The sequence below is a fragment of the Streptomyces sp. NPDC033221 genome (assembly GCF_055577005.1).
Genome location: NZ_JBVIQN010000089.1, coordinates 1 through 3975, shown reverse-complemented (window position 1 = coordinate 3975; position 3975 = coordinate 1). Strand labels below are relative to the sequence as shown.

At 67.7% G+C, this 3975-nt stretch carries 3 protein-coding genes; all 3 read right to left on the bottom strand.

Translation table 11 applies throughout. The annotated features are described in order from the left end of the window. Positions 1-79: 79 nt before the first annotated feature. Genes ACZ53K_RS42600 through ACZ53K_RS42590 form a run of 3 tightly spaced genes read right to left on the bottom strand, consistent with a single transcriptional unit; the run spans position 80 to position 3805 of the window. The gene (locus ACZ53K_RS42600) at positions 80-526 is read right to left on the bottom strand and encodes a DUF6262 family protein (protein ID WP_468848517.1); all 447 of its coding nucleotides are present in this window, start codon (positions 524-526) and stop codon (positions 80-82) included. After that, a complete protein-coding gene (locus ACZ53K_RS42595; protein ID WP_468848514.1) occupies positions 523-2679 on the bottom strand; it encodes a tyrosine-type recombinase/integrase in 2157 nt (718 codons plus the stop codon). Before ACZ53K_RS42595 ends, ACZ53K_RS42600 begins: the two co-directional genes overlap by 4 nt. After that, a complete protein-coding gene (locus ACZ53K_RS42590) occupies positions 2669-3805 on the bottom strand; it encodes a tyrosine-type recombinase/integrase (RefSeq protein ID WP_468848511.1) in 1137 nt (378 codons plus the stop codon). The genes ACZ53K_RS42595 and ACZ53K_RS42590 overlap by 11 nt, the downstream gene beginning before the upstream one ends. Positions 3806-3975 lie beyond the last annotated feature (170 nt).

Genomic DNA, 3975 nt, shown 5'->3' with positions numbered 1-3975 from the left:
CCCGGCGTTATCGCCGGTTCGATCACAATCTGAGCTTGTTTCTGCATCTCAGAGTGTCCTTTCGATCGATGTGACGTGGTCAGCAGGGGCCGATGATTTTGGCTCTCGCTGGTGAGAGTTCGCCGCCGCGGCGAGTGAGTTCGCGACGCAGGTCGAGGTTCTCGCCGTGGGCTTGCTCCAACGCGTCTCGCAGGGCCTGTACTTCTTCCCGGTGTAGCTTCTTAAGCCGGGTGACCTGTCCGGTCAGGGCGAGGACGAGGGTGCTCTGTTCGTCTGCGGGAGGAGCCGGTGTGGGAATGGGACGACCCTGGGCCCGTAGCCGTTGGATGCGTTCGCGCAGGTCGGGGTGGTTATAGAGGAAGGCGTGGGAGACGTGAGCCTCGCGCTGGACGGCCTGGAACGTGATCGGCTCGCCGCGTTTGACGAGGGTGCGGATCGCCTTCTCCGCAGCCGTGGTCTTGGCCTGTGACTTCGCCTTTGCCGCGGCGGCGAGGGTCTGGGTTCGCTTGGTGCGGGCGTCGGTCATGGCCGCGTCCTTCGGTGGTGGTCGAGATCGAGGCGGAGGGGAACGGGTCCGGTGGAGGCAGCGCCGCAGCCGGCGCCCTGGACCGCTCGGCCGGGCTCGTTGGCGATGGTGGCCAGCAGCTTCGTGAGGGCAGCGTGCTCGGCTCGTCGCTGCAGCAGCCAGACGTTGTCTTCGGGCATCGGGTGGCCGTGACGTTCCTGGAAGTTGATGGTGGTTCGGTCGATCAGCGCCGCCGTCTCGGTCAGCTGCCGTGCAAGGGCGGGTTGATGGGAAGGGTCGGTGACGAAGACCGAGCAAGTCAGGCAGGCGTTTCCCTTGTCGCAGGTCTGCAAGGGCGGCAGCATGCACCAGCCGTTCGGCAGGAACCGGTCAGCGCGGTTGAACAGGTGCAGGGTGTCGTGGTCGTCGCGGGAGAAGGTGACGTGGGTGCCGTCGGCCCGCAGCTTGGCGGTGGCCAGGAACGCCTGCTCGGCGTGTTCCTGGCGGGCGACGACGTAGTGCATCGACATCGACGGGCTGGCATGCCCGGCATAACGCATCAACACATGAACGGGCAGGCCGAGTTCGGCGAGCCGGGTCAGTTTTGTGTGCCGGAAGCGGTGGGTGTGGCTCAGGCCGACCGGTTTGCCCTTGCTGTCGGTGATCTCCACGGTCTTGCTGAACTCGCGGAGTATCCAGCTGTAGGTCCCGGACGGGTAGGGCTTGTCGCCCTGACGGTTGCCGGTCCGCTGCATGAACAGGTGGCGTGGGGTGATGCCGGGGAATTGGTCTCGAATCCACTGCCGTTGTTCCTCGATGACCGCGACGACCTCAAGGTCGACGAGGATGTTGTCCGGCGCGATATCGATCTTGCTCTGTGCGTAGTGGAAGCGGGCGATCTCCTCGCCTTCGGCGGCGTCGACCGGCCGGTCGGGGACCGGGGAGAGGCAGTCGAAGCGGCAGGTGCGGATCTCGCTGGCTCGCCGTCCGGTGAGGATCTGCAGCAGGATCATGCGCATGGCCTGCGGATCGTCCATGCCGCGGGCGGTGACTTGCTGCCCGTCACCACAAGTGACTCCCATATGTTCACCGCGGCCCAGCCCGAGCAAGGGCAGAGCGGCGGGGATCTGTGCGAGTGCGTGGTCGTCGACGTAGTGCTCGTCGTTGAGGTCGCGCTGATGGGGAATGCGGGAGACCTGGCGGAACCAGCCAGCGGCGTGCGCGTCGGTGACCCGGGACCACGGGTGCACTCCGAGGACCTGGCGGGCCTCGGCCGGATTGGCCGCGACGAACGCGAACAGCTCGGCGATGGCCCGCAGATCATCGTTGACCTGACGGGTGGAGACCGGCTTGTGGGCGAATCGTTGCTCGTTCTGCCGAAGGAGCCGGTTGGCGGGGTCGGTGTCCCAGCGGCGGAAGGCGGCAGCCACCTGGACCGCATGGGCGGGATCGCCCAGGACGTCCAGCGGATCGGTGAAGGTCTCGAGCCAGCGGTCGAAGCGGACCAGGCAGCGGATCCTCTCCTGGCTCACCGTGGACCAGCGCAGGACGCCCGCCTCGAGCTGGGTGCCGAGCCACCACTTCACCGCCTCCCGCAGCCAGGGGTGGGCGAATTTGGAGGGTGAACAGCCGTAGTGGGCCTGGGGTTCGTGTTCCGCGAGCGGGATGCGCGGGTCGCATCGCGGGTGCCATTCGTCCAGCGACCACCACGGCCCGTCCGAGCAGCGGGCGAGGAGAGCGAGACGGCTGAAACGGAAGATCACCCGAAGCCGGGCGATGCTGCCGTGCGGCGGCAGCCGGCCCCAGCGGGTGGCATAGAACCACCGCTGCAGGGCGCCGGCCGTCTCCCAGTCCATGGTGCGGATCGAAGTCGGGAAGGGGTGTTCATCGCGGATCGCCCGGCGCAGGATGTTCGCGAACTGGTTGGTGCCCAGCACCGCGGAGCGGGTCCCGTCCATCGCCTGCCAGTGCGACATCCAGGCCAGTTCGGACCGGAGTGGGTCGGGCAGTCCACGCAGGTCGATCCGGCGGTCGCCGTTCTCGGTGATCCTGTCCCAGTCGTCGACGTCGTCGCCGATGACCACGCGCGTCCAGGGCTCGGGCAGGTCGGCCCACAGGCGCCAGAACGGATCCTCGCCGCCGGCAGCGTGCAGGTGCCGTTGTTCACCGGCCATCGGTCACCTGCCAGGAGGAGACGTACGACTTCCAGTTCGCGGCGGCCCGCAGGGCCTCGTCCTCACGGACCCAGCCATAGAGGTCGAGCGTGGTCTGCACGTGTGCGTGCCCAAGTCTGCGAGAGACCACCCACTCCGGCGTCCCGGCCAGCAACAACGCGGTCGCGTGAGAATGCCGGAACCAGTGCGGCGTCCAGGGAGCGGGACCGGCGCCCTTCTTGCGCAAGGCGGCGGTTTTGTCCCGCACCGTCCCCTCCCGCAGGGCGGCCAGCAGCGGCGGCCGGGTCAGATTCACCAGTAGCGGCGAGTCGGTACGAATTTCGATGCCCAGCTCAGCGGCCCGGCAGGCGAGATGCGTGAGGTAGTCGGCGAACAGCCTCTCCAGGTCACAGCCGACATAGACCCGGCGGGGGCGCATCATCTTCACCCTGGCCCCGTTCGGATTGTCCTCACGGGGGACGATCTCGATATAGGGAGTGGAGCCGCGGCCCATGACGAAGTCGCCGATCCGCAGCCCCAGGGCCTCGCCCAGGCGCATCCCGCTCTCCGCCAGCAGCGCGAACAGCAACCGGTCGCGCAGGTTCCCCGTCCACTCGCCGACCGAGGCATCCGGCATCGCGCAGCCGTCCAGGATCGCCTGAATATCCCCCGGCAGCAGCAGGGGCGGCCGCCCCCGATGACGATGACGGCGGACCCTGACCAGTGAGGAGGGGCTCGGCCCGGTGCGGGCGTCCAGGTGAGCGAGCAGCCCACGGGCCGGAGCCCGACGCGGAGCCCCGCGCATGATCCGACCCGCGACCGGCACCGAGAAGACCGCCTCCTGCCAGCGGTAGAAGGAGATCAGCGCAGCCAGCCTCGCCTCCAACGTCTCCGGCGCGGGCACATCTTCGGGCGCGACCAGGACGTGCTCGACCGTGCGGCCGTTGCGCAGCCAGGACAGGAACCCGGCCACCGCCGGAACCCCGAGATCACGCCACTTCCCGGCCTCATCACGCTGTTCGAGAAACGTCCACCATTGGGCCAGCGAGGTGGCATAGCCGCGGACGGTGTTCGGCGACCATAGATGCCGGTGGGCCTCCAGCCAGCCCTCGACCGGGTTGACCGTCCGGTACTTCTCATCGATCACGGTCCACGTCCGCTGCCCGTTCGCAGGCAGGACCGCCAAGCTGTGCGCCACTGATGCCGTTCCGTCTCGTTGAAGAACTCCCATTGATAGCAATGCATCAACGACACAGAACGCTCACGGTGACGCTCGTCGCAGACATAGAAGAGAGGGGCTCAGACCCCGTTGATAAC